A 25,989-nucleotide genomic window follows, 5' to 3' on the forward strand; every position below is an offset into this window, starting at 1 on the left:
TGTGTCGTATGGCCGTGCGGCCGGTCTAGGCCTGCGGTGGATGGTGCAGGCCCAGGTTTTCGTAGATTTCCAGGGACGCCGTGGAGTTGTTCAGCGTGATGAAGTGCAGTCCGGGCACTCCCTCGGACAGCAGACGTGCGCAGAACTCCGTGGCGAACTCGATTCCGATCGAGCGTACAGCGGCCGGATCGTCCTTGGCTGTGAGGATCCGCTCTTCCAGGGCGGAGGGGATGATCGCGTTGCTGAGCTGCGGGAGCCGCTCCAGCATCCGCACGCTGGTCACGGGCATGATCTCGGGGATGACGGGGGTCGAGCAGCCCGCCGCGTCGACTCGGTCACGCAGCCGCAGATAGGACTCCGGCTGGAAGAACATCTGGGTGATGGCGTAGTCGGCGCCGGCGCGGCACTTGTCGACGAAGTGCGTGACGTCGGCGTCCCATCCGGCGGAGCGCGGGTGCATCTCCGGGAAGGCCGCGACACCGACGCAGAAGTCGCCCGACTCCTTGATGAGCCGGACGAGTTCGGCGGCGTAGGTCAGCCCCCGCGGGTGTGCGAGCCAGTCGCCCATGGGGTCGCCGGGCGGGTCGCCGCGCACGGCCAGGATGTTGCGGATCCCGGCGTCGGCGTACTGGCCGATGATGTTGCGCAGTTCCGCGATGGAGTGGTTGACCGCGGTGAGGTGGGCGACCGGGGTCAGGGTGGTGTCCGCGACGATCTGCTCGGTCTCCTTGACGGTGCCCGCGCGGGTGGAGCCACCGGCACCGTAGGTGACGGAGACGAAGTCCGGGGCGACCGCCTCGACCCTCCTGAGCGCACTCCACAGGTTCCGCTCACCCTTGGGGGTCTTCGGCGCCGAGAACTCGAAGGAGTACGTCGTCTTGCCTGCGGCGAGCATGTCACGCACGGTGCGCGCGCGGTCAGTCCTGGTGGATGCGGTTCCGAAGGCCATACCCGCAGGTTAGTCAGGGGGCAGCTGCCGCCCAACCGAATCGGGGAAATTTGCCGGTTTTGTCGACTTGTTGTCCACCCTTCGGACACGCCTCGGACATACGGCGGGATCGTGGTGGCCCTCGGCGCGACTACACCGGGTGTCGGAGTCGCTTCGCGAACTCCGCCGCTGCCGCACCGGGGTCGTCCGCCTCGGTGATCGCCCGGACGACCACGACCCTGCGGGCGCCGGCCTCCAGGACCTCGTCGAGGTTGCCGAGGTCGATGCCGCCGATGGCGAACCAGGGGCGGTCGGTGCCGAGCGCGGCGGTGTACCGGACCAGGTCGAGGCCGGGCGCGTGCCGGCCGGGCTTGGTGGGGGTCGGCCAGCAGGGGCCGGTGCAGAAGTAGTCGACACCGCCCTGGACCGCGGCCGCGGCGGCCTCCGCCTCGGCGTGCGTGGAGCGGCCCACGAGGATGCCGTCGCCGAGGATCGCGCGGGCGGCGGGGACGGGGAGATCACCCTGGCCGAGGTGGAGTACGCCGGCCCCGGCCGCGTGGGCGACGTCGGCCCGGTCGTTGACCGCGAGGAGCTTGCCGTGCCGGGCGCAGGCGTCGGCGAAGACCTTCAGGTGCTCCAGCTCCTCGGCCGCCTCCATGCCCTTGTCCCGCAGCTGCACGATGTCGACGCCGCCGGCCAGGACCGCGTCCAGGAACTCGGCGAGGTCGCCCTGGCGGCTGCGGGCGTCCGTGCAGAGGTAGACGCGGGCGTCGGCCAGCTGGTCGCGGGCGGTGTCGGGCATGCGTGTGTCTCCCCCGGGTCGGGCGGTGTACGGGCCGTGCGGGACCGTGGCCGTGGCCTCGGCGGTCACGGCCCGTACGACGGTGTGGTTCGGATCAGACGGCGAGCGCCTGGGCCCGGCGCTTCACCTCCGTACCGCGATTCTCGCTCAGGGCCTGCGCGGGGGTGCCGGGCAGGCTCTCGTCAGGGGTGAAGAGCCACTCCAGCATCTCCTCGTCGGAGAAGCCGTCGTCCCTCAGGAGCGTCAAGGTCCCGGCCAGGCCCTTGACGACCTTCTGCTCGGCCACGTCGATGAAGGCGGCGGGGACGTGCAGCGCGCGGTTCTCACCACGGCGTACGGCGATGAACTGGCCGTCCTTCATCAGCTGCCGCACACGCGTCACCTCGATGTCGAGCAGCTCCGCGATGTCGGGGAGGGTGAGCCAGGCAGGGACGAGTGCATCGGTCTTTGCGTCAATCTCGGTCACGGGATCAAGCCTGCCATCCCGCACTGACAGTCGGAAGCCGGGGCGCCTCCGGCGGGCGAACGAGGAGTGCGCGACCAGGCGCCGACGGACCGTTCCGGGCCGCCTCGGGCGACGGCCGACACCTTGTCCGACAGTGGTTCGCCGGGCCCGGGCGGTACCGGACACGGCCGAGCACTGCCGTTGGACGACTCGCCTGCGCGCGGGCCACCCCGGCGGGCGAACGAGGCGTACCGCCGAGCCTCACCTCGACTCGCGGGCCGCCCCCGGCCAGTGAGCCGGGCGTGGGCAGCCGTGCCGCCGAGCCCCGACTCGGGCAAGGACCAGCGCCGGCGACCGGGTCGGCGGCGGGTTCACAGGGGCCGGGTGCTGCCGGGCTCGACGTGGCACCGCCGTCGCTCACGCCGTCGCCGCCTTCAGGGGCCTCGCCGGGTCCGCCAGCAGCTCCGGGCGCATTTCCGTGCCTGCCTCGATCAGGCGGCGCCCCTGGGCCAGGTCGCGCGGGCGGCCCACCGCCAGGAGGGCGACCAGGCGGTTCTCCCGGAGCCAGCACACCGTCCAGGCGGGGCCGGACGGCTCGCCGCGCCACAGGGTCGCGTCGGCGGACGCGTGGTGGCCGGCGTACTGGACGAAGCGGCCGAACTGCTCGGACCAGAAGTACGGGACCGGGTCGTAGACCGTGGGGGTCTCGCCCAGGATGTCGGCGGCCACCGTGCGCGGGCCCTGAAGGGCGTTGTCCCAGTGATGGACCAGCAGGCGCTCGCCGTACCTCCACGAAGGGAAGGAGGCGCAGTCACCGACCGCGTAGACGTCCGGCGCGGACGTGCGCAGCCGCTCGTCGGCGACCACCTCGCCGTGCGCGCCGAGCTCGATGCCGGAACCGGCGAGCCAGGCCGTGGCCGGCCGGGCGCCGATCCCGACCACGACCGCGCCCGCCGCCACCCGGGAACCGTCGTCGAGGACGACCGCGCCGGGCTCGACGCGCGCCACACGCGTGTGGGTGCGAAGGGAGGCGCCCGCGTCGGCGTACCAGGAGGCCATCGGCGCTGCCACCTCGGCGGGCAGCGCGCCCGCGAGCGGCCGGTCGGCGGCCTCCACGACCGTCACCGCGCAGCCCGACTCACGCGCGGCGGTGGCGAACTCGGCGCCGATCCACCCCGCACCGACGACCACGATGTCGTGCTGCAGGCGGAGCACCGGGCGCAGCCGCTCGGCGTCGTCCAGGGTGCGCAGCAGATGCACTCCGGGCACGCCCTCCGTGCCGGGCAGCCGGACCGGTTCGGCGCCGGTGGCGAGGACCAGGACGTCGTACGGCACGGTCCCGGCCTCGGTGTCCAGCTCGTGCGCGTCGGGGCGCACGCCCAGGACCTCGCGGCCGAGCAGCAGCTCGATGCCGAGGGCCTCGAAGTCCACGTCGAAGGCGGAGCCCTCGGCCTTGCCGAGCAGGACCGCCTTGGACAGCGGCGGACGGTCGTAGGGCTGATGGGGCTCCGCGCCGATCACCGTCACGGTGCCCTTGAAGCCCTGCTCACGCAGAGCGACCGCGGACTGAACGCCGGCCATGCCCGCACCGACCACGACCACCCGCTGCTGCGCCTGCGCCTGCGTCTGCTCGCTCATTTGATCACCATAGTCAACTGACAATCAGTCAGTCAGGGGGCGTGCGCCGTGACCTGCTGCACAACCTCGTCGACCTGTTCCACCACGCTCGTCCCGCTGCCCGGCTGCGACTCCCACTCCCACGTCTCCTCCAACCGCACCCGGCCGTCGGGGCCTTCGACGACCGTCGAGAGACAGTGCCCGGAGGACGTCGTTCCGTCGTGCTTGAGCTGCACGTACCGGAAGTCGAGACGGTCTCCCGCGCGGGTGCCGACCAGATGCCCGCGGACGACGTCGCCGCCCGCGTAATCCGCCCAGATCGCCCCGTCCTGCTCGTGGTACGTGAACCGGGTCCGCGTACCCACCTGCCCCGGGGCCTGGTCGACCACCGGGGCGAGGACGAGGCCGTCCAGCGAGCGGGGCATGGCGGCAGGCTCCCTTACTGAGGCGCGGAGCATAGGGCTAGGGTGGCCAACGTAGAGCACTCGCGGGAGCCCGGACGCACCGGGCTGAGAGGGAGGCTGGCGGCCTCCGACCGTACGAACCTGATCCGGGTCATGCCGGCGAAGGGAGGGGCTGGACGCCCATGTCCTCAGGTACGTCAGACGTCCTCGTCGTCGGGGGCGGAATCATCGGCCTGGTCACGGCCTGGCGGGCCGCGCAACGCGGTTTCACCACGACCGTCGTGGACCCGGAGCCGGGCGGCGGGGCCGCCCAGGTGGCCGCAGGAATGCTGGCCGCCGTCACGGAACTGCACTACGGCGAGCAGACCCTGCTCAGCCTGAACCTCGCCTCGGCCCGCCGCTACCCCGACTTCGCGGCCGAGCTCACCGACCTCACCGGGCACGACCTCGGCTACCGCCGCTGCGGCACACTCGCCGTCGCCCTGGACGCCGATGACCGCGCCCACCTGCGCGAACTGCACACGCTGCAGCGGCAGTCGGGGCTGGAGTCGGAGTGGCTGTCCGGCCGGGAGTGCCGACGCCTGGAGCCGATGCTCGCGCCGGGGGTGCGGGGCGGGCTGCGGGTGGACGGCGACCACCAGGTCGATCCGAGGCGCCTCACGCGCGCGTTGCTGGCCGCGTGCGAAGGGGCGGGCGTGGTGTTCCACCGCGCGTGGGCCGCACACCTTCGTGTCGTACGGGACCGGGCCACCGGGATCACCACGACCGACGGCGCCGAACTGGACGCGGGGCAGGTGGTGCTCGCCGCCGGGAGTCTCAGCGGACGCCTGACGGGCGTCCCGGACGACGTACTGCCTCCCGTGCGGCCCGTGAAGGGGCAGGTGCTGCGACTGACCGTGCCCCCGCGGTACGCGCCCTTCCTGAGCCGTACCGTGCGGGCCGTCGTGCGCGGCAGCCAGGTCTACCTGGTGCCCCGGGAGAACGGCGAGCTGGTGGTCGGCGCGACCAGCGAGGAACTGGGCTGGGACACGACGGTCACCGCGGGCGGCGTGTACGAGCTGCTGCGGGACGCCCACGAACTGGTCCCCGGGATCACCGAGCTGCCGTTGACGGAGACCCGCGCGGGACTGCGCCCGGGCTCACCGGACAACGCCCCGCTGCTCGGTCCGACGGAACTGCCCGGCCTCCTGCTGGCCACGGGGCACTACCGCAACGGCGTACTGCTGACGCCGGTCACCGGGGACGCGATGGCGCACGTCCTGACGACCGGTGAACTGCCGGAGGTGGCCCGCCCGTTCACCCCGAGGCGTTTCCTGAATCTCGTGGAGCAGCCGGCATGAACATCTCCGTCAACGGGGAGCCGCGGGAGTGCGCCCCCGGCACGGCCCTCGACACCGTCGTGGGGGCGCTGGCCCCGGCACCCTCCGGAGTCGCCGCCGCGCTCAACGAGACCGTCGTCCCGCGCGCGCAGTGGGCCTCGACGTCCCTCGCCGAGGGCGACCGCGTGGAAGTCCTCACCGCCGTCCAAGGAGGCTGACCCATGGCCGACGATCCCTTTGTCATCGGCGGTACGTCCTTCTCGTCCCGGCTGATCATGGGCACCGGCGGGGCGCCCAGCCCGGACGTGCTGGAGCGGGCGCTGGTCGCCTCCGGCACCGAGCTGACCACGGTCGCGATGCGGCGCGTGAACCCCTCGGTGCACGGTTCCGTGCTGTCCGTCCTCACCAGGCTCGGCATCCGGGTCCTGCCCAACACGGCGGGCTGTTTCACCGCCGGGGAGGCCGTTCTGACGGCCCGCCTCGCGCGCGAGGCGCTCGGCACCGATCTGATCAAGCTGGAGGTCATCGCCGACGAGCGGACGCTGCTCCCCGATCCCATCGAGTTGCTGGACGCGGCGGAGGTCCTGGTCGACGACGGCTTCACGGTGCTGCCGTACACGAACGACGACCCTGTGCTGGCCCGCAAGCTGGAGGACGTGGGCTGCGCGGCGATCATGCCGCTCGGCTCGCCGATCGGCTCGGGCCTCGGCATCCGCAACCCGCACAACTTCCAGCTGATCGTCGAGCACGCGCGCGTGCCGGTGATCCTCGACGCGGGGGCGGGCACCGCGTCCGACGCCGCGCTGGCGATGGAGCTGGGATGCGCGGGTGTGATGCTCGCCTCAGCGGTGACGCGGGCGCGGGAGCCGGAGCTGATGGCTCACGCGATGCGGCACGCGGTGGAGGCGGGGCGTCTCGCGTTCCGGGCGGGCCGGATCCCCCGGCGGCACTTCGCGGAGGCGTCGTCTCCGGCAGAGGGCCTGGCCGCGCTGGACCCCGAACGGCCTGCTTTCCGGTAATCGGGCACGGGTGCCGACCGACCCCGGCTCTCGCTCACCGCCGCCGACCGAACACCGCCTCACCCCGGCCCTACCGCCCGCCACTACGCACGCCGGCGGGCACCCGCAACCGCACCACCAGCCCCCACCCGCAACCGCCGACCGAACACCGCCTCACCTGCCCAAACGGCCGCCACTACGCCCACCCGGGGGCGCGGGGAACTGCGCGGCCGGCCCCCACCCGGCCGCAGCCGAACGGTCGCCGCAGCGGCGGAGGCGATCCGTGCGATCTGCGTCACAGGACGGCTGCAGTACCACCCCTATCCCGCCCGAACCGGATGGACTGTCAGCGGCGGCTCGTACACTCGCCTGCGTGGATACGACCCTTCAGGACCCGTTGGTCGGGCAGGTGCTCGACGGCCGCTATCGCGTGGACGCGCGCATCGCGGTCGGCGGGATGGCCACGGTCTACCGGGCCGTGGACACCCGTCTGGACCGGGTGCTCGCCCTCAAGGTGATGCACCCCGCGCTCGCGGCGGACGGCGTCTTCGTCGAGCGTTTCATCCGTGAGGCCAAGTCCGTCGCCCGGCTCGCCCACCCCAACGTCGTGCAGGTCTTCGACCAGGGCACCGACGGGTCGTACGTCTACCTCGCCATGGAGTACATCGCCGGCTGCACGCTGCGGGACGTACTTCGCGAGCGCGGGGCGCTGCAGCCGCGCGCCGCCCTCGACATCCTGGAGCCGGTCCTCGCCGCCCTGGGCGCCGCCCACCGCGCCGGGTTCGTGCACCGGGACATGAAGCCGGAGAACGTCCTGATAGGGGATGACGGCCGGGTCAAGGTCGCCGACTTCGGGCTGGTGCGGTCCGTGAACACAGTGACGAGCACCACCGGAACCGTCCTCGGCACGGTCTCGTACCTCTCGCCCGAGCAGATCGAGCAGCCCGGCACCGCCGACGCCCGCGTCGACGTGTACGCGTGCGGTGTCGTCCTGTACGAGATGCTGACCGGCGACCTTCCGCACTCCGGCGAATCCCCCGCCATAGTGCTGTACAAGCACCTCCACGAGGACGTCCCGCCGCCCTCGGCCGTGGTCCCGGGACTGCCGTACGAACTGGACGAGCTGGTCGTGTCGGCCACCGCCCGCACCCCGGACCTGCGGCCGTACGACGCGGTGGCGCTGCTCGCGCAGACCCGCGAGGCGCACAGCAGGCTGAGCACCGACCAGCTGGACGCGGTGCCGCCGCAGGCGCTCGCCGCGGACTACGCGGGCGCCGAGAACCGCACGAGCGTGATCCCGCGCACCCTGACCGTCCCGCGCCCGCTGCCGGTCAACGAGGACGAGCCGCGGTACCACCGCACCAGCCGCCTGGAGAGCCCTCCGCCCCTGCCGCCCCGGCGCGGACGATCGTCCGGCAGCTCACGGCGCGGCCCGCTCCTGATCGTCGCCGCGGTCCTGCTGGCCCTGGGCCTCGGGGCGGGTGTCTGGTACATCAACTCCGGCCAGTTCACCCGGGTCCCGACCCTGCTGGCGAAGACCGAGGCACAGGCCCGGGACCGCCTGGACGGGGCCGGACTGGAGACCGGGAAGGTCACCTACGCCTACAGCGACACCGTGAAGCGCGGCACCGTCATCAGAACCGACCCGGGGGTGGGTGTCCGGATACGGAACAACGACTCCGTGTCGATCACCATCTCCAAGGGCCCGCAGACCGTGAAGGTGCCCGATGTTCAGGGCGACGCACTGGGCACGGCGAAAGCCCGGTTGCGGACCGAGGGGCTCCAACCGGGCATGGTCACCCGGGAGTTCAGCGACGACGTCCCGAAGGGCTTCGTGATCAGCACGGACCCCGACGACGGCACCACGCTGCATGCCGGCTCCGCGATCGCACTCACCGTCAGCAAGGGCGCCCCGGTCGACGTCCCGGACGTCACCGGCGAGAACCTGGAGGACGCGAAGGCCGACCTGGCGGAGGCAGGCCTGAAGGTGAAGGTCGCCGCCACCCGGGTCAACTCCGAGGACGACGCGGGCCAGGTCGCCCGGCAGAGCCCCGGCGAGGGCAGCCAGGCGGCCGACGGCGACACCGTCACGCTGACGATCTCCAAGGGCCCCGAAATGGTCGAGGTCCCGGACGTCACCGGCGACAGCGTCGACGACGCGAAGGCTGAGCTGGAGGCCAAGGGCTTCCAGGTCGACGAGGACCGGGGTCTGCTCGGTCTGTTCGGCGACACCGTGAAGAAGCAGTCCGTGGAGGGCGGGGACACGGCGCCGAAGGGGTCGTCGATCACGATCACCATCCGCTGACGATGCCGATACGGCCCCGGGCCCCCAGGTCCACCCGAGCCGTACCGGCGCCGCGGGCAATGGCACCCTTGACCGGTGACAACTCAGCGCAACCCCGTCGGCGGCCATGTCCCCGTGGCCGGCGGTCTGAACTCCGTGGGCCTGTCCTACGCCCGTGACCTCGCCGCCGAAACCGTGCAGGTCTTCGTCGCCAACCCACGCGGCTGGGCCGCACCTCCCGGCAACCCCCGCCAGGACGAGGCGTTCCGCGAGGCCTGCGCCGAGGAGTCGATCCCGGCGTATGTCCACGCCCCGTACCTGATCAACTTCGGCTCGCACACCGAGGCGACGGCGGAGAAGTCGGTGGAGTCGCTGCGGCACTCCCTCAGGCGCGGGCGTGAGATCGGTGCCCTCGGCGTCGTCGTGCACACCGGCAGCGCAACCGGCGGCCGGGACCGCTCCGTGGCGTTGAAGCAGGTCCGCGAGTACCTGCTGCCGCTGCTCGACGAGCTCACCCACGACGACGACCCGTATCTGCTCCTGGAGTCCACCGCGGGCCAGGGGGCCTCGCTCTGCTCGCGGACCTGGGACTTCGGCCCGTACTTCGAGGCGCTGGACGCCCACCCGAAGCTGGGCGTCTGTCTGGACACCTGCCACATCTTCGCCGCCGGGCACGACCTGACCGGCCCGAGCGGGATGCACCAGACGCTCGATCTGCTGGTGGACACGGTGGGCGAGGGCCGGCTGAAGCTGATCCACGCCAACGACTCCAAGGACGTGGTCGGCGCACACAAGGACCGCCACGAGAACATCGGCTCCGGCCACATCGGCGAGGACCCGTTCCGCGCGCTGATGACCCACCCCGCCACCGAGGGGGTACCCCTGGTCATCGAGACGCCCGGTGGCAAGGAGGGTCACGCGGCGGACGTGGAGCGGCTGAAGAAACTCCGGGACGACTGAGACGTCGAGGAATACCCCTGGGGGGTATATGGTTCCCGCACTGGCAGGAACCGTCATCCGCTATTGGGGGCTTCCATGGAGCACGAGGCGCACACACACCACGAACAGGACGAGACGCACCACCACGACATGGCGCCATCCACCGCGACCTGGGCCACCGCCGTCCAGGCCACCCTTCACTGCCTCACCGGCTGCGCCATCGGCGAGGTGCTCGGCATGGTGGTCGGTACCGCGCTGGGCTGGGGCAACCTGCCCACCACCGTCCTGGCGATCGTGCTCGCGTTCCTCTTCGGTTACTCACTGACCCTGCGCGGCGTCCTGAAGGCGGGCGTCGGCCTGCGGACGGCGGTCCGGGTGGCGCTGGCAGCGGACACGCTGTCCATCGCCGTGATGGAACTGGTCGACAACGGAGTGATCGTGCTGTGGCCGGGCGCGATGGACGCCGGACTGGGCGACCTGCTGTTCTGGGCGACGCTGGCGATCTCCCTGGCCGTCGCCTTCGTGATCACGACGCCGGTCAACAAGTGGACGATCGGCCGGGGCAAGGGCCACGCGGTGGTGCACCAGTACCACCACTGACGTACGCCGGGAGTCGGGGAACCGGGAGTCAGAGCTCGGGCCCGTCCCCGGGCTCCTCCTGGTACGAGTACCGCTGTTCCTTCCAGGGGTCGCCGACGTTGTGGTAGCCGCGCTCCTCCCAGAAGCCCCGGCGGTCGGCGGTCATGTACTCCACGCCGCGGACCCATTTGGGGCCCTTCCAGGCGTACAGATGGGGGACGACGAGCCGGAGCGGGAAGCCGTGTTCCGCGGTCAGCAGCTCCCCGTCCTTGTGGGTGGCGAAGATCGCGCGCTCGGACGCGAAGTCGGCGAGGCGGAGGTTGGAGCTGAAGCCGTACTCGGCCCAGACCATCACATGGGTGACCGTGGGCGCGGGCGGAGCGATCTCCAGGACCGTCCGCGTGGGGACTCCGCCCCATTCGCTGCCGAGCATACTGAACTTCGTCACGCAGTGCAGATCGCCCACAACGGTGGCGTACGGCAGATCCGCGAACTCCTCATGGTTCCAGGAGTACTTCTCGCCGTCCGCGGTGGCACCGAAGACCCCGAACTCCCAGCGCTCCGGGCGGAACCTGGGAACCGGACCGTAGTGCGTGACGGGCCAGCCGCGCTGGATCCGCTGCCCCGGCGGAAGCTCGGAGTGCGCCGCTGCTCCACTCTCGCTCTCCACCGGCTGCCCCATGCCTTCCATCCTGACAGACCAGAGGCGATGCACCCGACCAGCCACTACCCAATGCACCACAGACTGGACTAAGCATGCCCTTACTTACTAAGTGGAGACTTACTGGACGATCTTCTTCGCCGATGCAAGGATGCGGCGCAATCTGCCAGTTCCCCACGGTCGGAAGGAGCCTCTGCGATGCAGGGCGACCCCGAGGTCATCGAATTCCTCAACGAGCAGCTCACGGGCGAGCTCACCGCGATCAACCAGTACTTCCTGCACGCGAAGATGCAGGAGAACTTCGGCTGGACGAAGCTCGCGAAGTACACGCGGCACGAGTCGTTCGACGAGATGAAGCACGCCGAGGTGCTCACCGACCGCATCCTCTTCCTGGAGGGTCTGCCGAACTACCAGCGGCTGTTCCACGTGCGCGTGGGCCAGACCGTCAAGGAGATGTTCGAGGCCGACCGGCAGGTCGAGGTCGAGGCCATCGACCGCCTCAAGCGCGGTATCGAGGTCATGCGCGCCAAGGGCGACATCACGTCGGCGAACATCTTCGAGTCGATCCTCGCGGACGAGGAGCACCACATCGACTATCTCGACACGCAGCTGGAGCTTCTGGAGAAGCTCGGCGAGGCGCTCTACATCGCGCAGCTGATCGAGCAGCCGGAGAGCTAGGCGGCCTCTTCGAGTTCGGTGACGCCGGCGAGGACCGGCCGGCCCTGGTCGGCCAGGTCGGGCCGGGGGCACGCACCCCTGCCCAGGAGAGCCTGGATCCGGCGTACGCACGATCCGCAGTCGGTACCCGCCTTGCAGGCGGACGCTATCTGGCGAGGGGTGCAGGCACCGTCCGCCGCGTGCTTCTTGACCTGCTGTTCGGTGACGCCGAAGCAACTGCAGATGTACACGCGGTCCACCTCCCGGCCTGGATCGATAAGTCGCGCCCGTCCCGATTAAATCGGTGAGGCTAACCTAACCTTACCCGGCGCTCAGGGGCCGCAAAAGTGGTGCGGGGCGTGGATCGTATGTGATCCACGCCCCACTTCATGCTCCTGTAACAGGTGCCCCGGTCACTGGTCCCTGTACATCTCCGCCACGAGGAAGGCCAGGTCGAGGGACTGGCTGCGGTTGAGCCGCGGGTCGCAGGCCGTCTCGTAGCGCTGGTGCAGATCGTCGACGAAGATCTCGTCGCCGCCGCCCACGCACTCGGTGACGTCGTCACCGGTGAGCTCGACGTGGATGCCGCCCGGGTGGGTGCCGAGGCCCTTGTGCACCTCGAAGAAGCCCTTGACCTCGTCGAGCACGTCGTCGAAACGGCGGGTCTTGTGGCCGGAGGCCGCCTCGTAGGTGTTGCCGTGCATCGGGTCGGTGATCCAGGCCACGGTCGCGCCGGAGGCGGAGACCTTCTCGACCAGCTCGGGCAGCTTGTCGCGGACCTTGTCGGCGCCCATGCGGACGATGAAGGTCAGCCGGCCCGGCTCGCGGTCGGGGTCCAGACGCTCGATGTACTGGAGCGCCTCCTCGGCCGTGGTCGTCGGGCCGAGCTTGATGCCGATCGGGTTGCGGATCTGCGAGGCGAACTCGATGTGCGCGTGGTCCAGCTGCCGGGTGCGCTCACCGACCCACACCATGTGCGCGGAGACGTCGTACAGCTGCCCCGAGCGCGAGTCCACGCGGGTGAGGGCCGACTCGTAGTCCAGCAGCAGCGCCTCGTGCGAGGAGTAGAACTCGACGGTCTTGAACTCCTCCGGGTCGGTCCCGCAGGCCCGCATGAAGTTCAGCGCCTGGTCGATCTCCCTGGCCAGCTGCTCGTAACGCTGGCCGGAGGGGGACGACTTCACGAAGTCCTGGTTCCAGGCGTGCACCTGACGCAGGTCGGCGTAGCCGCCGGTGGTGAAGGCGCGGACCAGATTGAGCGTGGAGGCGGACGCGTTGTACATCCGCTTCAGGCGCTCGGGGTCCGGGATGCGGGACTTCTCGTCGAAGTCGAAGCCGTTGACCGAGTCGCCGCGGTACGTCGGCAGGGTCACGCCGTCGCGGGTCTCGGTGCCCTTGGAACGCGGCTTGGAGTACTGGCCGGCGATGCGGCCGACCTTGACGACCGGCACCGAGGCGGCGTACGTCAGCACGGCGCCCATCTGGAGCAGCGTCTTCAGCTTGTTGCGGATCTGATCTGCGGACACGCCGTCGAAGGCCTCGGCGCAGTCGCCGCCCTGGAGCAGGAACGCCTCTCCCTTGGCGACGGCCGCCAACCGGGCGCGCAGCTGGTCGCACTCGCCCGCGAAGACGAGCGGCGGATACGACTCGAGGTCCGCGATCACTGCGCGCAGAGCCTCGGTGTCGGGGTACTCGGGCTGCTGCGCCGCGGGCAGGTCTCGCCAGGTGTTGCCAGCGCTGGCGCTGGTCTTAGCGTTCACGGTCACGACGTCAACATTACGGGGTCGTGTCATGGCTCCCGTGCCATGCCCAGGAAATGAGACACGCGTCGCCCGGTACGGACCTGGGGTATGGTGCGTCCCATGTTCGCGCATTCGATCCAGACCTGGTGGTGGACCGCTCATCCGGCGGCCCACTGACTGCGCGTACGCAAGACTTCGCGAAGGCCGCCCGAGGGGCGGCCTTCGGCGTTTCCGGGGTCGTTCCTCACCTGCATCGACATCGAGGGTTGAGGAACCATGAACCTGTCACAGCTGCTGGACGACGATCGCCCTTTCGCCCTGCTCCGACGTCGTACGCCCGGGCATGACGAGAACACGGTGGAGCTGCTGCTCGGCCCCGTCACCTCCTACGACCGTCTCGCCGACCTCCCCGACGAGGGCCTGGCGCTCGTCCCCTTCCGCCAGATCCGCGAGCGCGGCTTCGATGTGCGGGACGACGGGACGCCGCTCGCGGTGCTGACACCCGAGGAGACGCACTCGCTGTCCCTCCAGGAGGCCCTGGCCCAGCTCCCCGCGCACGAGGTCCGTGTCGAGAACGGCGGCTTCGACGTGGCCGACGAGGAGTACGCGAGGATCGTCGGGCGGGTCCTGGACGAGGAGATCGGGCGCGGCGAGGGCGCCAACTTCGTGATCAGGCGGACGTACGAGGGCGAGATCCCGGGGTTCTCCCGCGCCGACGCCCTCGCCCTGTTCCGGCGGCTCCTCGAAGGCGAACGGGGCGCGTACTGGACCTTCGTCGTCCACACCGGGGAGCGCACACTCGTCGGCGCGAGCCCCGAGGTGCACGTCCGGATGACCGGCGGGACCGTCGTCATGAACCCGATCAGCGGGACGTACCGCTACCCCGCCGAGGGCCCGACCCCCGAGCACCTGCTCGACTTCCTCGCTGACGGCAAGGAGATCGAGGAGCTGTCGATGGTCGTCGACGAGGAACTCAAGATGATGTGCACCGTCGGCGACATGGGCGGGGTCGTGATCGGACCCCGGCTGAAGGAGATGGCGCACCTCGCGCACACCGAGTACGAACTGCGCGGCAGGTCCTCGCTGGACGTGCGGGAGGTCCTGAAGGAGACCATGTTCGCGGCGACCGTCACCGGTTCGCCGGTGCAGAACGCCTGCCGGGTCATCGAGCGGCACGAGGTCGGCGGCCGCGGCTACTACGCGGGCGCGCTGGCCCTGCTCGGCCGGGATTCCGGCGGGGCGCAGACCCTGGACTCCCCCATCCTCATCCGCACCGCCGACATCGCCGCCGACGGCCGGCTGCGGGTCCCGGTCGGCGCGACCCTGGTGCGCGGCTCGGACCCGGCGAGCGAGGTCGCCGAGACCCACGCGAAGGCGGCGGGGGTGCTGGCGGCTCTCGGCGTACGACCGTCCCGGCCGCGTGGGGAGCACACGCGCGTGGCTCTCTCCGACGACCCACGCGTGCGTGCCGCCCTCGACGGGCGCCGCACCTCCCTCGCGCCGTTCTGGCTGCGGATGCAGGAACCGCTCAAGGAGCTCAGCGGGCACGCCTTCGTCGTCGACGGGGAGGACACCTTCACGGCGATGCTGGCGCACGTGCTGCGGTCGAGCGGCCTGGAGGTGACGGTACGGCGGTATGACGAGCCCGGTCTCAGGGAAGCGGTCCTCGCGCACGAGGGTCCGGTCGTCCTGGGTCCCGGCCCCGGTGACCCCGCCGACGAGAGGGACCCGAAGATGCGGTTCCTGCGGGACCTGACCGCGCTCGTCGTCTGGGAGCACCGGCACGGCGTCCTCGGCGTCTGCCTGGGCCACGAGCTGATCGCGGCCGAGCTGGGCCTGGAGATCGTACGGAAGGAAGTGCCGTACCAGGGCGCGCAGGTGACGGTCGATCTGTTCGGGCGGCCGGAGACCGTCGGCTTCTACAACAGCTTCGTGGCGCGCTGCGACGACGGGACGGCCGAGGAACTGGCCGCCCGAGGCATCGAGGTCAGCCGGGCCGGCAACGGTGAGGTCCATGCCGTGCGCGGGCCCGGCTTCGCCGGCGTGCAGTTCCACCCCGAGTCGGTCCTGACCCTGAACGGCGCCGCCGTCGTACGGGAGCTGGTGGGCCGGCTGCGGGGCACGTTCTCGGAGCGGCGGCCGGCCCGGTAGGAAGGATGTCCGTGGATGGTGGGCCGAACCGGCGGCCCACCACCCCGCCCCCGCCGTTCAGCCGAAGAAGACCCCCACTTCCTCGTACAGCTTCGGATCCACCGTCTTCAGCTGCGCGGTCGCCTCCGCGATCGGGACGCGGACGATGTCCGTGCCGCGCAGGGCGACCATCGTGCCGAAGTCGCCGTCGCGGACGGCGTCGATGGCGTGCAGGCCGAAGCGGGTGGCGAGCCAGCGGTCGAAGGCGCTGGGGGTGCCGCCGCGCTGGACGTGCCCGAGCACGGTCGTGCGGGCCTCCTTGCCGGTGCGCTTCTCGATCTGCTTGGCCAGCCATTCGCCGACCCCCGACAGGCGCACGTGTCCGAAGGAGTCGAGCGACTCGTCCTTGAGGACGACGTCACCGTCCCTCGGCATGGCGCCCTCGGCGACGACCACGATCGGGGCGTACGACGACTTGAAGCGGGACGTGATCCAGGCGCACACCTGGTCGACGTCGAAGCGCTGCTCGGGGATGAGGATGACGTTGGCGCCGCCCGCGAGGCCGGAGTGCAGGGCGATCCAGCCGGCGTGACGGCCCATCACCTCGCAGACCAGGACCCGCATATGGGACTCGGCGGTGGTGTGCAGGCGGTCGATGGCCTCCGTCGCGATGCCGACCGCGGTGTCGAAGCCGAAGGTGTAGTCGGTGGCGGAGAGGTCGTTGTCGATGGTCTTCGGTACGCCGACACAGGGCACGCCGTGCTCGTCGGACAGGGTCGCGGCGACGCCGAGGGTGTCCTCGCCGCCGATCACGATCAGCGCGTCGACCTCCCGCTCGGCCAGGTTGTCCTGGATCCGGCGGATGCCGTCCTCCTGCTTCAGCGGATTGGTGCGGGAGGAGCCGAGGATGGTGCCGCCGCGGGGCAGGATGCCGCGGACGGCCGGAATGTCGAGACGTACGGTGCGGTCCTCCAGCGGACCGCGCCAGCCGTCCCGGAAGCCGGTGAAGTCGTAGCCGTACTCCTGAACGCCCTTGCGGACTATGGCCCGGATGACGGCGTTGAGGCCGGGGCAGTCGCCGCCTCCGGTCAGTACTCCGACGCGCATGGACAGTTCCCTTCGCCGCAGGTGCCTGACGAAGGGTCAGTGTGACGTGCGCCTCACTCGTCGTCGAGGCCTCGTTCGATGGCGTACCGGACGAGCTCGACCCGGTTGTGGAGTTGCAGCTTGCCGAGGGTGTTCTGGACGTGGTTCTGGACGGTGCGGTGGGAGATGACCAGGCGTTCGGCGATCTGCTTGTAGCTCAGGCCCTTGGCGACCAGGCGCAGCACCTCGGTCTCGCGCTCGGTGAGCTGCGGGGCCTTGGGCCGGTCGGGGTCGGAGGCGGGCGCGGGGTCGGAGGCGAGCCGGCGGAACTCGCCGAGGACCAGACCGGCGAGGCCGGGCGTGAAGACGGCGTCGCCGACGGCCGTGCGGCGGACCGCGTCCAGGAGTTCCTCGGTCGACGCCGACTTCAGCAGATAGCCGGTCGCGCCCGACTTCACGGCCTCCAGTACGTCGGCGTGCTCGCCGCTCGCCGACAGTACGAGGACACGCAACGCCGGGTTGTGGCCGACGAGTTCCTTGCAGACCTGGACGCCCGGCTTCACGGGCAGGTTCAGGTCGAGCACCAGCACGTCCGGGCCCGCGGCCCTGGCCCGGCGCACGGCCTGGTCGCCGTCGCTCGCGGTGGCGACCACGTCGAAGCCGGCCTCGGCCAGGTCCCGGGCGACCGCGTCGCGCCACATGGGATGGTCGTCGACCACCATGACCTTGATCGGACCCTGGTCGCTCATCGCTGTCCTGCCTTACCCCGTGAGACCTTCGGTATTTTCAGTTCGACCTCCGTGCCCTGCCCCGGAGGGGAGATCAGCTCGGCGCTGCCGCCGAGGTCACGCAGCCGGCCCCGGATCGACTGGGCCACCCCGAGCCGCCCCTCGCCCTCGGCCTGGTCGAGCCGCCCCTCGGGGATGCCGGGTCCGTCGTCCCGCACGGTCACGATCACCTCGTCGGGTTCGTCCTCGACGAGGATCCACGCGCGCGCGTACTCACCGGCGTGCCGGTGCACGTTGTCCAGGGCGGCCCCGACGGCCGCGGCCAGCTCCCGCGCGGCGGGCGGGGGCAGCGGGACGGGGGCGCCGGGCTCGATGAGAGAGACCTTCGCCGAGGCGTACGGGGCGAGCAGCGCCCGCAGGTCGAGCGGGCCGCCCGGCTCGTCATCGTCCCGCTCGTCGTCGACGACGTGGACGACCGCACCCTGCGCCGCGTCGCGCGAGATCCGGGAGACCGAGGTCAGGCCGCCGGAGACCAGGGTGCGCAGCGCCACCTCCTGCTCACCGGCCATCCGGCCCAGCTCGGCCGCCTCACCGCCCATGACCGTGCCCCGGCGCTGCACCATGGCCAGCACCTGAAGGACGCTGTCGTGGATGTCCCGGGCCAGCCGCTCGCGTTCCCGGGTCGCCGCCTCGATCTCCAGGGCGCGGGCGAGGGTGCGCTCGGAGGCGCGGGCGACCTCGACGACGTAGCCGATGGCGATGGAGGCGACCCAGACGAGGATCACGTTGTGGACGGTGTCGCGGGCCGGGTGGCCGCGCTCGATCAGGTTGGCGGCGGCGACCGGCGTGGAGGCGAGCGCGGCCCAGCGCCAGCCGCCCTTGATGGCGAACGCCAGGACGGAACCGGCGGTCCATATCGACGGCAGGGTGGGACCACCGCTGTCGATGTGGTGATCGTTGACGACCAGCGGGGTCAGGACGATCCCGGTGACCGCGATCGCGAGGTCCACGGCGAGGAAACGCTTGGTGCACGCGGCCGCGTTCTGGACGCGGGGCAGCGTGGCGAGCGTCCACACGCACAGGACGACGTAGTAGGTGATGGCGATGCCGGGCCGGTCGAACTCGTCGTACGCGGTGGCGAAGAGGCCGACCGCGTACAGCATGGTGAGCACCCGGTACCCGGTCAGCGCACGCCACAGCGGCTGCTCGACCGACATGCGCATGACGCGTACTTGTTTGGCCATCTCCCCCACCCCCGGCCCGGACCGCCCTGTCCCAGGATCCTAGGACGCGGTGGTACCGGGCTTGTCCTTCTCGGCCTTCACAAGAGCCGTCTTGTCGGCCTTGGCTGCCTTCTCGGCCTTGGCCGCTTCCAAGATCCGCCGCTTGGCGGCGGTCGCGTAGATGTCGACGTACTCCTGGCCGGAGAGCTTCATGATCTCGTACATGACCTCGTCGGTCAGCGCGCGCAGGACGAAACGGTCGTGCTCCATGCCCTGGTAGCGGCTGAAGTCCAGCGGCTCCCCGATGCGAATGCCCGGGCGCATCAGCTTGGGCATCACCTTGCCGGGAGGCTGGATCTTCTCGGTGTCGATCATGGCGACCGGGATGACCGGGGCACGGCTGGCGAGCGCCACGCGCGCGAGGCCGCCGGGCTTGCCGCGGTAGAGGCGGCCGTCGGGCGAGCGCGTGCCCTCGGGGTAGATGCCGAAGAGTTCGCCGCGCTCCAGGACGTCGACCCCGCTCTTGACGGCCGCTTCGCCCGCGCCGCGCGCGCCGGAGCGGTCCACCGGGAGCTGGCCGACGCCCTTGAAGAAGGCGGCCGTCAGGCGGCCCTTCACTCCGGGTGTCGTGAAGTACTCGGCCTTCGCGATGAAGGTGACCTTGCGGTCGAGGACCGCGGGCAGGAAGAAGGAGTCGGAGAAGGACAGGTGGTTGCTCGCCAGGATGGCCGGGCCCTCGGCGGGAATGTTCTCGAGGCCTTCCACCCAGGGCCTGAAGGCGACCTTCAGCGGCCCGCCGATGGCGACCTTCATCGTGCCGTACAACAACCGAGTGCCTCCTGTTTCCGTGGATCAGACCTTAACCCGGGGACCTGGCAAACAGCCCGACGGCCCTGGTCGGTGTCAGTGCGGTCGCGTACGGTGAACCTCACCTGGACTTGCTGATGCTTCTTTCATGAACAGGAGACCTAGGTGCCGGTCCTCCCCGGAGCCGAGCCGTTCCGCCATGAGGGCGGGGAGGCCGGTGTCCTTCTCTGTCACGGTTTCACCGGTTCCCCTCAGTCGCTGCGGCCCTGGGCCCAGCACCTCGCCGAGCACGGCCTCACGGTCTCGCTGCCGCTGCTGCCCGGGCACGGCACGCGCTGGCAGGACATGGCACTGACCGGCTGGCAGGACTGGTACGCCGAGGTGGACCGTGAGCTGCGCGCCCTCAGCGAGCGCTGCACCTCCGTGTTCGTGGCAGGTCTGTCCATGGGCGGCACCCTGGCCCTCCGACTGGCCGCCAAGCACGGGGACACGGTGCGCGGTGTCGTGGTCGTCAACCCGGCGAACCGCATGCACGGCCTCGCGCCCTACGCCCTTCCGGTGGCGCGGCACTTCGTCCGTACGGCGCCCGGGATCGCCAGCGACATCGCCAAGGAGGGCAGTGTCGAACTGGGGTACGACAAGGTGCCGCTGCACGCGGCGCACTCCCTGCGGACCTTCTTCCGGCAGGTCGACGGCGAGCTGCCGCAGGTCACCCAGCCGCTGCTGGTGCTGCGCAGCGCCCAGGACCATGTGGTGCCGCCGGCCGATTCCGCGCGTGTGCTGAGCCGGGTGTCATCGACGGACGTAACTGAGATCGTGCTGGAACAGAGCTACCACGTGGCGACGTTGGACCATGATGCGGAGCGGATTTTCGACGAGAGCCTCGCGTTCATCGGCCGGCACACCACCGGCATCGGCAGCGAAGGGACGGCCGCACGTGGCTGAGCACGACTCCGAGCGCGAGGACCGCGAGGGTCACGAGCCGGACGAGCAGGGCGTCCCCTTCGACGAGCGTGCCGCGTGGGCGGCCATCGTCGCCGGGTACGGCGACGAGCCGCCGGACCCGCCGGGCACGAAGCCGTTCAAGTCGGTCGAGGATCTCGCGCTGCTGGAGACCGGGACGAACGACGAGCCGACGGCGACGGCGGCGACGCCGAAGAAGGACGAGCCGAAGAAGGACGAGAAGTCGGCGAAGCCGCTGGGCGGTTCCGTCTCCTTCGCACCCGGCGTCGGGCCCCGCGACTACAACGCCCCGGACGCGTCCGAGGACGACTTCGAGGAGGACGACGAGGGGCACTTCGTCCCGCCGGAGCCGCCGCCGCTGCCGGCCGCCGACACCACCGCGAAGTTCGCGTGGCTGGGGGTGCTGGGCGGGCCGCTCGTCCTGCTGGTCGCGGTACTGCTCGGCTGGGAGATGACGTGGTGGCTGGCCACGGTGGGGATCGGTGGCTTCCTCGGCGGCTTCGTCACGCTGGTGACGCGGATGCGGACCGACGAAGAGGACGAGGACGGCCCCGGGCGCGGGGCCGTCGTCTAGCTCTGAACAACCGTTCCGCTCAGTTCGCGGGAATTCTGAGGGTGGCCAGGACCGGGAGATGGTCGGTGGCCGCCCTCAGGTCTGTCCCGGTCACTCCCGGGACGTCCGTGGGGACTCCGCAGCCGAGCACCTCGATGTCCTTCGTGGCGAAGATCGCGTCGATGCGCCGGGGCGGATCGGTGCGGGTCCAGGTGTGTTCGCCGCCGCGGGGGCTCATCGCCCAGCAGTCCTGGAGGTTGGCGGCGATGCGCTCGAAGGCGGAGCCGCCCGGGCGGTCGTTGAGGTCACCGCCCGCGACGGCATGGTCCACGCCCATGCCGGCCAGCCGGTCGAGGAGCATGCCTGCCTGGTCGTACCGCTCGTCCTTCTGCAGGGAGAGATGGCAGCTCAGTACGCCCAGCCTGGCGCCTTTGACGCGGACGACCGCGGTGGCGAAGCCCCGTCGGTGCTGGCCGTGCACGAGGGGGAGGAGGACGTCCTCGGTGCGCTCGGCGGTGGCGCGGAGGTTGCACAGGATCGCCGGTCCCGCCGCGCTTCCGCCGCCGGTGAGGACGACCAGTCCTGAGGCCGACGCGAGCCGTGCCAGCTTCTTGCGCCAGCGGAAGAAGCGGGGGGCTTCTTGGATCAGTACGAGATCTGGCTCGCAGACCTTGATGACGCGGGCCAGTGCGGCTGTGTCGTCTCGCATCGAGCGGATGTTGTAGCTCAGGACCTTGACCAGAACCATGTGGATCAATTTACGCCCGATGACTCGGGGCGCGAGGATCGTGTGCGACTGCCGGTGCATCGTGGCTGGTCGCGCCCACGCGGCGGAGCCGCATGTTTATACGGGGCCCCGCGCCCCTGGGTGGGTACAGTCACCCTGCCCTTGAAAGTCACATGATCGGGTCCGGCTCTCTCGCCAGGTCCGCCGCGCCCACCAGGCCCGCCTCATTGCCCAGTTGGGCCGCGATGACGTCGGCCACCGGGCGCCAGTTGCCGCCGACCAGCCAGCGCTTGTAGGACTTGCGGATCGGGTCGAGGACCAGTTCGCCCTCGTCGGAGAGACCGCCGCCGACGATGAAGGCGGAGGGGTCGAACAGGGAGGCGAGGTCGGCGAGTCCGGCGCCTGCCCAGCGGGCGAGCTCACGGTAGGAGTCGACGGCCACCGGGTCGCCCTGACGGGCGGCCATGGAGATGTGCTTGCCCTCGATGCCGTCGGGGCTGCCGTCGCCCAGACCCAGCAGGATCTCCGCGTTCTCGGGGGTGGCGTTGGCACGCTGCTTGGCGTACCTCACCAGCGCCCGCCCCGACGCGTACTGCTCCCAGCAGCCCTGCGAGCCGCAGCCGCACAGGAGGCCGTCCGGGACCATGCGGATGTGACCGAACTCGGCCGCCACACCGAAGTGGCCGCGGCGCAGCTTGTTGCCGATGATGATGCCGCCGCCGAGGCCGGTGCCGAGCGTGATGCAGATGACGTTGCGGTGGCCCTTGCCCGCGCCGAACTTGTACTCGCCCCACGCGGCCGCGTTGGCGTCGTTCTCCACCACGACCGGGAGGCCGACACGGGCCTCGACCTTCTCCTTCAGCGGCTCGTTGCGCCAGAGGATGTTGGGCGCGAAGTAGACCTCGGAGCGCTGGCGGTTGACGTAACCGGCGGCGCCGATGCCCACGCCGACGATCTCGTGCCCGGCGCGCGCGCCCTCCACCGCCGAGGCGATGGCGTCCACGATGCCCTCGGGCGTTCCCGGGGTCGGCACTTTATGGGTCGAGAGGATGTTGCCTTCCTCGTCGACCACGCCGGCCGCGATCTTCGTGCCGCCGATATCGACGCCGATGGTGAGTCCCATGAATCCCTCAGTTTCGGTCGAGCCCCGCTACGGCCAACCGTACCCGAGCCCCTGCCGTCAGGGGGTTTCAGTCCAGGTCGATGCGTTCGCCGGGGCCGGTGTCGTCACCGCGGTCGTCGAGGTCGCGCGGGTTCGCGTTCCGGGCCGTCCAGCGCTGCTCCTGCGCCTGGACCGCGGAACGGTACGCGGCGAGTAGCTCGCCTCCCGCGGCGGCGAGGTGGTCGAAGACGTCCGGGTTGCGTTCGATCACGGGCTCGACGGCGGCCCTGGCCTGCTGGACGACCTGCTTGACCACCTGCTGGGCGGCGGGTCCGGCGATGCCGCCGAGGAGCGGGGACTGAAGGCCGGACAGCTTTTCGGCGACGTTGTCCACGAGCTTGCGCAGTTCTTCGGCGGCCGAGCCCGGGGGCGGGCCGTACTGGGTGCGGCGGCGGGCCTTCTCCGCCGCGAGGTCCTCGGCGCACGCCGTCGACCACGCGTCGGCGTCGGTCGCCCGTACCTCGTCCACGGCGTCCACGGTCTCGTGATCGTCGGCGTCGGACGCGGGGAGCTCTTCGCTCATGACGGACTCCTGACTACGGTTCGTCCCTACGACGTTACCCGAATGGGCGTACGCGGTTCACGGGGTCCGGGGCCACAGTTCCGGGTCCGGCTCGAACCGGATCCGCAGCTCGCCCTCGCGCAGCGCGGCACCGGCGACGGTGCAGCGGCGCAGGGCGGAGGGCAGGGGCACGATCCGGCGGAACTGCCCCGCGCTGACGACGAGTTCGTCGCCGCGCCGGACCAGGTCCAGTTCCTCGCGTATCGCGCCGGGCAGCGGGATGTGCCACACCAGCACCCCGTCCTCGGCGAGCTGGTCGATGACGGGCCACTCGACGGTGGAGCTCGTGCCGTTGACCTCGGACACGGAGAGGGCCGTGAGGTCGTCGGCGCCGCGCGGATCGTGGCCGAGGTGCCGGACGGCACGGACGTCGTACGACTCCTGCCACTCCTCCAGGGTCTTGCGCTGCTGGGCGACCAGGGCGGCGGGCCACTCCTGCGGTACGACGCGGTTGGCGACCAGGGTGTCGGGGCGCAGACCGCGCAGGGCGAGGGCGAGCCCGGCGGACCGCACGGCGTCGGCACCGGCGGGGCCGGGCTCCGCCACCAGCCGCAGGACGCAGTGCCGGTCGGCGAGGACGGCCTCGACCGCGCCGAGTTCGGTGTCCCAGCGGGCGGCGGTCTCGTACAGCCACTCCGAGGGCATGGGGATACCGGCGAGCCGGCCGAGCACGGGGCGCAGGCCCGCGGCCGCCTGGCGCTCCGCCGGAAGCAGGCGGCGCAGGTAACGGCGGAGTTCCTCGGGCAGGGAGAGCAGGGCGAGGGCCTGCTGGGTGGGCGGAAGGTCCACGACGAGCAGGTCGTGCCGCTCGGAGAGCGCCGCGTCGCGCAGGGCGCGGAGCAGGGTGAGTTCCTCGGCACCGGGGAGGGGGGTGACCTCCTCCGGGTCCAGCCGGGAGGCACCGAGCAGGTCGAGCACCTTGGCGGCACGGTCCTGGAACCCGGCGAGATCGTCCCGGAAACCGGCGGTGGCGTCGGGGCGCCAGGCGGTGAGACGGGGGGCGACCTGCACGGGGGCCGCTCCGGTGGGTACGCCGAGAAGGGTGCCGAGGGTGTCGGTGCGGTCGGCGGAGAGGACGAGGGTGCGGGTGCCCTCTCGGACGGCGGTGAGCGCGGTGGCGGCAGCGACGGTCGTACGTCCGCTGCCGCCTGGCCCGGTGATCAGGATGGTGCGCATAGGCGTGAACCGTAACTCACGCCGCGGTTCACCCCGGTTGTGCGGTGTCACGGCTGCGGGCCGGTGGCGGGCCGTACCCACCTGGGGCGCGGGGAACTGCGCGACCAGCCCCCACCGGCCCGCAGCCGACAGCGAACCGGCGAAGCCCTACTTCCCCGCTTCCACCCGCTTCTTCAGCCCGGCCAGCGCCCGGTCGATGATGACCTTCTCCGCCTTGCGCTTGATCATCCCCAGCATCGGGATCTTGACGTCGACCGTCAGCAGATACGTGACCTCGGTCGCCCCGGCCCCGGCCGGCTTCAGCACGTACGACCCGTCGAGCGACCGCAGCATCTGGGACTTCACCAGCGTCCAGGACACCTCGTTGTCCCCGGTCCAGCTGTACCCGAGTACCTGGTCGTCCTTGATCGCCCCCGCGTCCATGACGAGCCGGACCTGCTCGGCGCGCCCCTGAGCGTCGGTCGCCAGCACCTCCGCCTGCTTCACCTCACCGGTCCAGTCCGGATAGCGGGCGAAGTCGGCGATCACCGCCATGACGTCGGCCGGTGCCGCCTCGATCGTGATGCTCGAGCTGGTGTGTTCCGCCATCGCGGTGGCTCCTCCAGATGCGGGCCGGTAAGAAAGATCCCGGACAAGGAGATCCCGGTCCGAGACCGTCATACGCACGTGTGTGCAGCGTGAAGGCTACCGCGCACGTGAACGCCCGACTTCACCCCCACCGGCCTCGGTGCCTCACCATTCCAACGCCCACGGCTTCCCGCTCCCCGCGAAGTGCCCCACGTTCACGCACTCGGTCGCCCCGATCCGCATCCGGCGGGCGAGCGGCTGGTGGACGTGACCGAACAGCGAGTAGCGGGGGCGGGTGCGGTGGATGGCGGCCAGCAGCGCCCGGCTCCCCCGTTCGAACCGCCGCGCCACCGTGTCGTAGACCAGCTCCGGCACCTCCGGCGGGATGTGCGTGCACAGGACGTCGACCTCGCCGACCGCCTCGATCTTCGCTGCGTACTCCTCGTCGCTGATCTCGTAGGGCGTGCGCATCGGTGTCCGCAGCCCGCCGCCGACGAAGCCGAAGACCCGTCCCCCGATCTCCACCCGCTCGCCGTCGAGCACGGTCGTGCCGGGCCCGGCGTACTCCGGCCAGAGCGACGGCATATCGACATTGCCGTAGGTCGCGTACGTCGGTGTCGGGAAGGCCGCGAACATCTCGGCGTACTGCTTGCGCACCGCCTTCTCGATCACGGGGGCGCGGTCCGCGCCGATCCCGCCCCAGAGCCGGGCCCCGAGCTCCCGCGCCTCCTCGAAGCGGCGGGCGGTGCGCAGTTCCACGATCAGGTCGGCGTTCTCCACGCCGAACAGGTCGGGGAAGATCCCGCGCGAGTGGTCGGCGTAGTCGAGGAAAAGGACGAGGTCACCCAGGCAGATCAGGGCGTCGGCGCCCTCGCCGGCGCCGGCCAGGTCACGGGCGTTGCCGTGGACGTCGCTGACCACGTGGACACG

General features: G+C 71.0%; 29 protein-coding genes and 1 riboswitch. Of the genes, 11 read left to right on the forward strand and 18 right to left on the reverse strand.

Features of this window, described 5'->3' with window-relative positions:
- Positions 1-25 precede the first annotated feature (25 nt).
- The 5 genes from metF to OHT57_RS13710 all read right to left on the reverse strand — a co-directional run bounded on the left by metF (position 26) and on the right by OHT57_RS13710 (position 4,217).
- Positions 26-949: a methylenetetrahydrofolate reductase [NAD(P)H] gene (gene metF / locus OHT57_RS13690; RefSeq protein ID WP_328746645.1), complete on the reverse strand. Its 924-nt coding sequence runs from the start codon at positions 947-949 to the stop codon at positions 26-28.
- Between the two features lie 130 nt (positions 950-1,079).
- Positions 1,080-1,730 (reverse strand): thiamine phosphate synthase, encoded by a 651-nt coding sequence (thiE, locus tag OHT57_RS13695; RefSeq protein WP_328746646.1) that lies wholly within the window; start codon positions 1,728-1,730, stop codon positions 1,080-1,082.
- A gap of 94 nt (positions 1,731-1,824) precedes the next feature.
- Positions 1,825-2,196, reverse strand: coding sequence for an Rv2175c family DNA-binding protein (locus tag OHT57_RS13700; RefSeq protein ID WP_328746647.1), 372 nt, complete (start codon positions 2,194-2,196; stop codon positions 1,825-1,827).
- Positions 2,197-2,592: 396 nt separating this feature from the next.
- Complete coding sequence (locus OHT57_RS13705; protein WP_328746648.1) at positions 2,593-3,813, reverse strand: NAD(P)/FAD-dependent oxidoreductase; 1,221 nt, start codon at positions 3,811-3,813, stop codon at positions 2,593-2,595.
- 32 nt (positions 3,814-3,845) lie between these two features.
- A complete protein-coding gene (locus OHT57_RS13710; RefSeq protein WP_328746649.1) occupies positions 3,846-4,217 on the reverse strand; it encodes a hypothetical protein in 372 nt (123 codons plus the stop codon).
- 52 nt (positions 4,218-4,269) lie between these two features.
- Positions 4,270-4,381, forward strand: a riboswitch (TPP riboswitch).
- Between OHT57_RS13710 and thiO the strand changes: the two genes are divergently transcribed.
- The 6 genes from thiO to OHT57_RS13740 all read left to right on the forward strand — a co-directional run bounded on the left by thiO (position 4,379) and on the right by OHT57_RS13740 (position 10,336).
- A complete protein-coding gene (thiO, locus tag OHT57_RS13715; RefSeq protein WP_328746650.1) occupies positions 4,379-5,536 on the forward strand; it encodes a glycine oxidase ThiO in 1,158 nt (385 codons plus the stop codon). It overlaps the preceding riboswitch by 3 nt.
- A complete protein-coding gene (thiS, locus tag OHT57_RS13720; RefSeq protein WP_328746651.1) occupies positions 5,533-5,733 on the forward strand; it encodes a sulfur carrier protein ThiS in 201 nt (66 codons plus the stop codon). The genes thiO and thiS overlap by 4 nt, the downstream gene beginning before the upstream one ends.
- 3 nt (positions 5,734-5,736) lie before the next feature.
- A complete protein-coding gene (locus tag OHT57_RS13725; protein ID WP_328746652.1) occupies positions 5,737-6,534 on the forward strand; it encodes a thiazole synthase in 798 nt (265 codons plus the stop codon).
- Positions 6,535-6,886: 352 nt separating this feature from the next.
- Positions 6,887-8,818, forward strand: coding sequence for a Stk1 family PASTA domain-containing Ser/Thr kinase (pknB, locus tag OHT57_RS13730; protein ID WP_328746653.1), 1,932 nt, complete (start codon positions 6,887-6,889; stop codon positions 8,816-8,818).
- A 75-nt stretch (positions 8,819-8,893) separates the two neighbouring features.
- Positions 8,894-9,757, forward strand: coding sequence for a deoxyribonuclease IV (locus OHT57_RS13735; protein ID WP_328746654.1), 864 nt, complete (start codon positions 8,894-8,896; stop codon positions 9,755-9,757).
- Positions 9,758-9,832: 75 nt separating this feature from the next.
- On the forward strand, positions 9,833-10,336 hold the full coding sequence (locus tag OHT57_RS13740) for a DUF4396 domain-containing protein (RefSeq protein ID WP_328746655.1): 504 nt from the start codon (positions 9,833-9,835) through the stop codon (positions 10,334-10,336).
- 28 nt (positions 10,337-10,364) lie between these two features.
- On the opposite strand, the gene OHT57_RS13745 is transcribed toward OHT57_RS13740, so the two are convergent.
- Positions 10,365-10,997 (reverse strand): sulfite oxidase-like oxidoreductase, encoded by a 633-nt coding sequence (locus tag OHT57_RS13745; RefSeq protein ID WP_328746656.1) that lies wholly within the window; start codon positions 10,995-10,997, stop codon positions 10,365-10,367.
- Between the two features lie 177 nt (positions 10,998-11,174).
- Here OHT57_RS13745 and bfr point away from each other — a divergent pair, with 177 nt between their 5' ends.
- Complete coding sequence (bfr, locus tag OHT57_RS13750; protein WP_007381448.1) at positions 11,175-11,654, forward strand: bacterioferritin; 480 nt, start codon at positions 11,175-11,177, stop codon at positions 11,652-11,654.
- On the opposite strand, the gene OHT57_RS13755 is transcribed toward bfr, so the two are convergent.
- Complete coding sequence (locus OHT57_RS13755; protein WP_328746657.1) at positions 11,651-11,893, reverse strand: (2Fe-2S)-binding protein; 243 nt, start codon at positions 11,891-11,893, stop codon at positions 11,651-11,653. The two genes, bfr and OHT57_RS13755, sit on opposite strands and share 4 nt — an antisense overlap.
- A 153-nt stretch (positions 11,894-12,046) precedes the next feature.
- Positions 12,047-13,399: a class II 3-deoxy-7-phosphoheptulonate synthase gene (locus OHT57_RS13760; protein WP_328746658.1), complete on the reverse strand. Its 1,353-nt coding sequence runs from the start codon at positions 13,397-13,399 to the stop codon at positions 12,047-12,049.
- A 96-nt stretch (positions 13,400-13,495) separates the two neighbouring features.
- On the opposite strand from OHT57_RS13760, the gene OHT57_RS47440 reads away from it, so the two are divergent.
- Both OHT57_RS47440 and OHT57_RS13765 read left to right on the forward strand, forming a co-directional pair.
- Positions 13,496-13,552: a trp operon leader peptide gene (locus tag OHT57_RS47440; RefSeq protein WP_082319877.1), complete on the forward strand. Its 57-nt coding sequence runs from the start codon at positions 13,496-13,498 to the stop codon at positions 13,550-13,552.
- A 99-nt stretch (positions 13,553-13,651) separates the two neighbouring features.
- Positions 13,652-15,526, forward strand: coding sequence for an anthranilate synthase family protein (locus OHT57_RS13765; RefSeq protein WP_328746659.1), 1,875 nt, complete (start codon positions 13,652-13,654; stop codon positions 15,524-15,526).
- 57 nt (positions 15,527-15,583) lie between these two features.
- Here OHT57_RS13765 and OHT57_RS13770 read toward each other — a convergent pair whose 3' ends face one another.
- From OHT57_RS13770 to OHT57_RS13785, 4 genes are read right to left on the reverse strand one after another with little or no spacing between them, the layout of a single operon-like run.
- Positions 15,584-16,612, reverse strand: coding sequence for a 6-phosphofructokinase (locus OHT57_RS13770; protein ID WP_328746660.1), 1,029 nt, complete (start codon positions 16,610-16,612; stop codon positions 15,584-15,586).
- A 53-nt stretch (positions 16,613-16,665) separates the two neighbouring features.
- Positions 16,666-17,340, reverse strand: a complete 675-nt coding sequence (locus tag OHT57_RS13775; protein WP_328746661.1) for a response regulator transcription factor — start codon at positions 17,338-17,340, stop codon at positions 16,666-16,668.
- Complete coding sequence (gene macS / locus OHT57_RS13780; protein ID WP_328746662.1) at positions 17,337-18,563, reverse strand: MacS family sensor histidine kinase; 1,227 nt, start codon at positions 18,561-18,563, stop codon at positions 17,337-17,339. The genes OHT57_RS13775 and macS overlap by 4 nt, the downstream gene beginning before the upstream one ends.
- Before the next feature lie 39 nt (positions 18,564-18,602).
- A complete protein-coding gene (locus OHT57_RS13785) occupies positions 18,603-19,370 on the reverse strand; it encodes a lysophospholipid acyltransferase family protein (RefSeq protein WP_328746663.1) in 768 nt (255 codons plus the stop codon).
- A gap of 144 nt (positions 19,371-19,514) precedes the next feature.
- Between OHT57_RS13785 and OHT57_RS13790 the strand changes: the two genes are divergently transcribed.
- Together OHT57_RS13790 and OHT57_RS13795 are read left to right on the forward strand one after the other, a co-directional pair.
- Positions 19,515-20,294, forward strand: a complete 780-nt coding sequence (locus OHT57_RS13790; RefSeq protein ID WP_328746664.1) for an alpha/beta hydrolase — start codon at positions 19,515-19,517, stop codon at positions 20,292-20,294.
- On the forward strand, positions 20,287-20,886 hold the full coding sequence (locus OHT57_RS13795; RefSeq protein WP_328746665.1) for a hypothetical protein: 600 nt from the start codon (positions 20,287-20,289) through the stop codon (positions 20,884-20,886). The genes OHT57_RS13790 and OHT57_RS13795 overlap by 8 nt, the downstream gene beginning before the upstream one ends.
- 19 nt (positions 20,887-20,905) lie before the next feature.
- On the opposite strand, the gene OHT57_RS13800 is transcribed toward OHT57_RS13795, so the two are convergent.
- The 6 genes from OHT57_RS13800 to OHT57_RS13825 all read right to left on the reverse strand — a co-directional run bounded on the left by OHT57_RS13800 (position 20,906) and on the right by OHT57_RS13825 (position 25,980).
- Entirely contained in the window at positions 20,906-21,613 is a 708-nt protein-coding gene (locus OHT57_RS13800; protein WP_328746666.1) for an endonuclease/exonuclease/phosphatase family protein, read from the reverse strand.
- Between the two features lie 148 nt (positions 21,614-21,761).
- The gene (locus OHT57_RS13805) at positions 21,762-22,715 is read right to left on the reverse strand and encodes an ROK family glucokinase (RefSeq protein ID WP_328746667.1); all 954 of its coding nucleotides are present in this window, start codon (positions 22,713-22,715) and stop codon (positions 21,762-21,764) included.
- Positions 22,716-22,782: 67 nt separating this feature from the next.
- On the reverse strand, positions 22,783-23,277 hold the full coding sequence (locus OHT57_RS13810; protein ID WP_328746668.1) for a DUF5304 domain-containing protein: 495 nt from the start codon (positions 23,275-23,277) through the stop codon (positions 22,783-22,785).
- A gap of 57 nt (positions 23,278-23,334) precedes the next feature.
- Positions 23,335-24,492 carry an ArsA family ATPase gene (locus tag OHT57_RS13815; protein ID WP_328746669.1) on the reverse strand — a complete coding sequence of 386 codons (1,158 nt, stop codon included), beginning with the start codon at positions 24,490-24,492 and terminating at the stop codon, positions 23,335-23,337.
- Positions 24,493-24,639: 147 nt separating this feature from the next.
- Positions 24,640-25,080 (reverse strand): SRPBCC family protein, encoded by a 441-nt coding sequence (locus OHT57_RS13820; RefSeq protein ID WP_328746670.1) that lies wholly within the window; start codon positions 25,078-25,080, stop codon positions 24,640-24,642.
- A 144-nt stretch (positions 25,081-25,224) separates the two neighbouring features.
- Complete coding sequence (locus OHT57_RS13825; protein ID WP_328753191.1) at positions 25,225-25,980, reverse strand: metallophosphoesterase family protein; 756 nt, start codon at positions 25,978-25,980, stop codon at positions 25,225-25,227.
- Between the last annotated feature and the right edge of the window lie 9 nt (positions 25,981-25,989).

The organism is Streptomyces sp. NBC_00285 (assembly GCF_036174265.1).
Taxonomy (GTDB): domain Bacteria; phylum Actinomycetota; class Actinomycetes; order Streptomycetales; family Streptomycetaceae; genus Streptomyces.

What these genes read in the sequence shown, in the direction of transcription:
- OHT57_RS13800 (WP_328746666.1), bottom strand. Translation starts at nt 21,613, where the DNA reads ATGGTTCTGGTCAAGGTCCTGAGCTACAACATCCGCTCGATGCGAGAC.
- bfr (WP_007381448.1), top strand. Translation starts at nt 11,175, where the DNA reads ATGCAGGGCGACCCCGAGGTCATCGAATTCCTCAACGAGCAGCTCACG.
- OHT57_RS13805 (WP_328746667.1), bottom strand. Translation starts at nt 22,715, where the DNA reads ATGGGACTCACCATCGGCGTCGATATCGGCGGCACGAAGATCGCGGCC.
- thiE (WP_328746646.1), bottom strand. Translation starts at nt 1,730, where the DNA reads ATGCCCGACACCGCCCGCGACCAGCTGGCCGACGCCCGCGTCTACCTC.
- OHT57_RS13745 (WP_328746656.1), bottom strand. Translation starts at nt 10,997, where the DNA reads ATGGGGCAGCCGGTGGAGAGCGAGAGTGGAGCAGCGGCGCACTCCGAG.
- thiO (WP_328746650.1), top strand. Translation starts at nt 4,379, where the DNA reads ATGTCCTCAGGTACGTCAGACGTCCTCGTCGTCGGGGGCGGAATCATC.
- OHT57_RS13770 (WP_328746660.1), bottom strand. Translation starts at nt 16,612, where the DNA reads ATGCGCGTCGGAGTACTGACCGGAGGCGGCGACTGCCCCGGCCTCAAC.
- metF (WP_328746645.1), bottom strand. Translation starts at nt 949, where the DNA reads ATGGCCTTCGGAACCGCATCCACCAGGACTGACCGCGCGCGCACCGTG.
- OHT57_RS13815 (WP_328746669.1), bottom strand. Translation starts at nt 24,492, where the DNA reads ATGCGCACCATCCTGATCACCGGGCCAGGCGGCAGCGGACGTACGACC.
- OHT57_RS13705 (WP_328746648.1), bottom strand. Translation starts at nt 3,813, where the DNA reads ATGAGCGAGCAGACGCAGGCGCAGGCGCAGCAGCGGGTGGTCGTGGTC.
- thiS (WP_328746651.1), top strand. Translation starts at nt 5,533, where the DNA reads ATGAACATCTCCGTCAACGGGGAGCCGCGGGAGTGCGCCCCCGGCACG.
- OHT57_RS13810 (WP_328746668.1), bottom strand. Translation starts at nt 23,277, where the DNA reads ATGAGCGAAGAGCTCCCCGCGTCCGACGCCGACGATCACGAGACCGTG.
- OHT57_RS13710 (WP_328746649.1), bottom strand. Translation starts at nt 4,217, where the DNA reads ATGCCCCGCTCGCTGGACGGCCTCGTCCTCGCCCCGGTGGTCGACCAG.
- OHT57_RS13725 (WP_328746652.1), top strand. Translation starts at nt 5,737, where the DNA reads ATGGCCGACGATCCCTTTGTCATCGGCGGTACGTCCTTCTCGTCCCGG.
- macS (WP_328746662.1), bottom strand. Translation starts at nt 18,563, where the DNA reads ATGGCCAAACAAGTACGCGTCATGCGCATGTCGGTCGAGCAGCCGCTG.
- OHT57_RS13765 (WP_328746659.1), top strand. Translation starts at nt 13,652, where the DNA reads ATGAACCTGTCACAGCTGCTGGACGACGATCGCCCTTTCGCCCTGCTC.
- OHT57_RS13740 (WP_328746655.1), top strand. Translation starts at nt 9,833, where the DNA reads ATGGAGCACGAGGCGCACACACACCACGAACAGGACGAGACGCACCAC.
- OHT57_RS13775 (WP_328746661.1), bottom strand. Translation starts at nt 17,340, where the DNA reads ATGAGCGACCAGGGTCCGATCAAGGTCATGGTGGTCGACGACCATCCC.
- OHT57_RS13820 (WP_328746670.1), bottom strand. Translation starts at nt 25,080, where the DNA reads ATGGCGGAACACACCAGCTCGAGCATCACGATCGAGGCGGCACCGGCC.